The following is a 2,951-nucleotide window of genomic DNA, read 5'->3' as shown; positions in this document are numbered from 1 at the left end:
ATTCGCCTTCAGCGCGTAGTGCCAACGGTCGACCGCACCGAGCGCGCGCAGCGCACGCGACTGCGCGCGCACCGCGTCGAGCGAATAGACGTAGCGCGGCGACGCTTCGCCCGCGAGCCGCAGCAGCGCGGTACGTTCGCGTCGCCACCACGATTCGCGCGGCGCCTTGGCCGGTTCGCCGAGTTCGCGCCAGCTCGGGCCGAACACGGCGCCGTCCTCCACGCGCAGCGCATCGGCGCGGATCAACAGCGCGTGCAGGCGCGGGATGAGGTCGTCGGCGAGCGATTCGTCGACGACGAACGTGAGGTTGAGGTTGTTCGACGACTGGCTGATCAGGTGCACGTCGAGTGCGCCGAACTCGGCCAGCACGCCGGACAGGCGGTGCAGCTGCGCGCGCATGCCGCGCCCGACCAGGGTGATCGCCGCGCACGGCGCGATCACCTTGACCCGGCAGATCTTCGCGAGGTCGGTCGCGAGCGCCGAGAGCACGTCGGAGTCGACGAGGTTCTCGGTCGGATCGAGCGACACGGTCACATTGGTCTCGGCCGAACCGATGAGATCGACCGACAGCCCGTGGCGCTTGAACTCGGCGAACACGTCGGCGAGGAAGCCGACCTGCTGCCACATGCCGATCGTCTCCATCGACACGAGGGTGACGCCCTTGCGCGCGCTGATCGCCTTCACGCACGGCGCCGCATCGGCGGCGACCGCGCGGATCTCGGTGCCGGCGAGGTGCGGCCGGTTGGTGTCCTTGATCACGAGCGGCACGCCGGCTCGGCGCAGCGGGCCGAGCGAGCGCGGGTGGAGCACCTTCGCACCGGTCGTCGCGATCTCCTGCGCCTCCTCGTAGTCGAGCCGCGCAAGCAGGCGCGCTTCGGGCACGACGCGCGGATTGGCACTGAACATGCCCGGCACGTCGGTCCAGATCTCGACGCATTCGGCCTTGAGCATCGCGCCGAAGCAACCGGCCGAGGTGTCCGAGCCGCCGCGACCGAGCAGCACCGTGCCGCCGTCGCCGTCGCGCGCGATGAACCCCTGCGTGATGAACACCTCGCCGCGCGCGGCGAGCGCCGCCGCGAACGCGGGATCGGGTACCGCTGGCACGGTCGCCGACAGGTGCCGAGCCCAGGCGCCCTGGTTCGCGAGCGGTTGCGCGACGAGGTGCTCGCGCGCGTCGAGCCAGCGCGCGTCGAGCCCCTGCGTGCCGAGGAACGCGGCGCCGAGCGTGCTCGACATGAGTTCGCCGAGCGCGTACGCCTGTGCCTGCCAGTCGAGCGCGGCCGATGCGCGACGCGGGTCGACGATGAGCTGGTCGAGGCGCGCGAGCCAGCCGTCGAGTGCATTGCGCGTCGGGAGTTCGAGCTCGCGCAGCAACGCGTTGTGCCGTTCGACGATGCCGACCTGCGCCTCGCGGCAGGCTGCCGTGTCGGTGCGCGCCTCGGCGATGCGCTTGAGCATGTCGGTGATGCCCGACAGCGCCGAAACGACGATGAGCACGTTGCGACCGCGCGCGCGGTGCGCAGCCGCGATGCGCGCGATCGTTTCCCAGCGCGCGCGCGTGGACACGCTGGTGCCGCCGAACTTGGCGACGACCCAGGGGCGGACGATGGCGGGCGACGCCACGGCGGGCGCGGAGGCGGAACTCAAAGGAACGTCCTTCGTACGGTTCGGCGGCGTGCGATTCTTTCGTGCAGCGCAGCAGAACGCAATGGCATGGCATTTCGCGGGCCGCGCGCGGGCAACACGCCGGCAATGCGGCATTCCGGCCTTCCTGCCGCACAATCGCGCGCTGTTCCCGCCGAGCGATCACCCGCTTATGAACGAAGATCATGACCTCCCTGCCCCGCGGCGCCGCCGTTACGCGCAGGTCGACGTATTCACCGATCGCGCGGGCTACGGCAATCCGGTTGCGGTCGTGTTCGACGCCGACGACCTCGATGCGCGCGCGATGCAGCACTTCGCCCGGTGGACGAACCTGTCGGAGACGACGTTCGTGCTCGCGCCGACGCGTGCCGATGCGGATTTCCGCCTGCGCATCTTCACGCCGCGGCAGGAGCTGCCGTTCGCGGGCCACCCCACCGTCGGCACCGTGCATGCGGTGCTCGAGGCTCGTGCGGACCTCGCGCGGCGCGACGCGCTCGTGCTCGAATGCGCGTCCGGCCGCCTGCCCGTGCGCATCGAGCGCGGCGACGGCCGGCGCATCTTCGTGCAGGCGCCCACCGCGCGATGCGATGCGCCATCGGCGAGCCTGCAGGCCGACGCCGAGCGCGTGCTCGGCGTGTCGTTGCCCACCGACCCGTTGCCGCGCCTGGTCGACGTCGGTGCGCGCTGGCTCGTCGTGCCGTGCTCCGATGGGGCGCGCGTGCGCGCGCTGCGTCCGGATCTCGAGGGCGTGGCCGCACTCACGCAGGCGCACGACGACGTCGTCGGGCTGTGCGTGTTCGGGCGCGAGCACGGCGATGCCGCACTCGCGGTGCGCGCGTTCTGCCCCGCCGACGGCATCCCCGAAGATCCGGTCACGGGCAGCGCGAACGCGGCGATCGCGGCGTTCCTGCGCGAAGCCGACCGGCTCGGCACGATCGGTACGCGCTGGCGTGCGAGCCAGGGCCGCGAGATCGGTCGCGACGGGACCGTCGAGGTCGTCGTCGATGCGGCAAGCGGCACGATCGAGATCGGCGGTCGCTGTGTCGGCTGCATCGACGGCACGGTGACCCTGTAGGGCGGTCGAGCCGCGCAGGCGGCGAGTCCCGCCGCGAGCCGCCGCGTGCCGCCACGTCAGCGGCGTGCGCCAGCGTCGCGCACGCGTCGCCGCGGCAGGCGCATTCCGCCGCGACGTCCCGCAGACGCGCTCGCGCAACTCGGGCATGATCGGCGCTTCGCAAACGCACGAGCAGGCGGCATGAGCGAATCGGGCGATCACCCACCCCACGCGGTCGGCTACGCGCGCCGCC

2 protein-coding genes are annotated in these 2,951 nt (G+C 72.1%); one reads left to right on the top strand and one right to left on the bottom strand.

Annotated features, from left to right (window positions below):
* Positions 1 to 1,623 (bottom strand): aspartate kinase (locus tag VI238_RS16640; RefSeq protein WP_331653376.1); only part of this gene is annotated, 1,623 nt, incomplete at its 3' end.
* A gap of 193 nt (positions 1,624 to 1,816) precedes the next feature.
* Between VI238_RS16640 and VI238_RS16635 the strand changes: the two genes are divergently transcribed.
* Entirely contained in the window at positions 1,817 to 2,719 is a 903-nt protein-coding gene (locus tag VI238_RS16635) for a PhzF family phenazine biosynthesis protein (RefSeq protein WP_331653374.1), read from the top strand.
* Positions 2,720 to 2,951 lie beyond the last annotated feature (232 nt).

Source organism: Dokdonella sp. (genome assembly GCF_036518555.1).
Classification (GTDB): Bacteria; Pseudomonadota; Gammaproteobacteria; order Xanthomonadales; family Rhodanobacteraceae; genus Dokdonella_A.
Note: the sequence above shows the minus strand (reverse complement) of the source record. Positions and strands in the feature narration are given on the sequence as shown.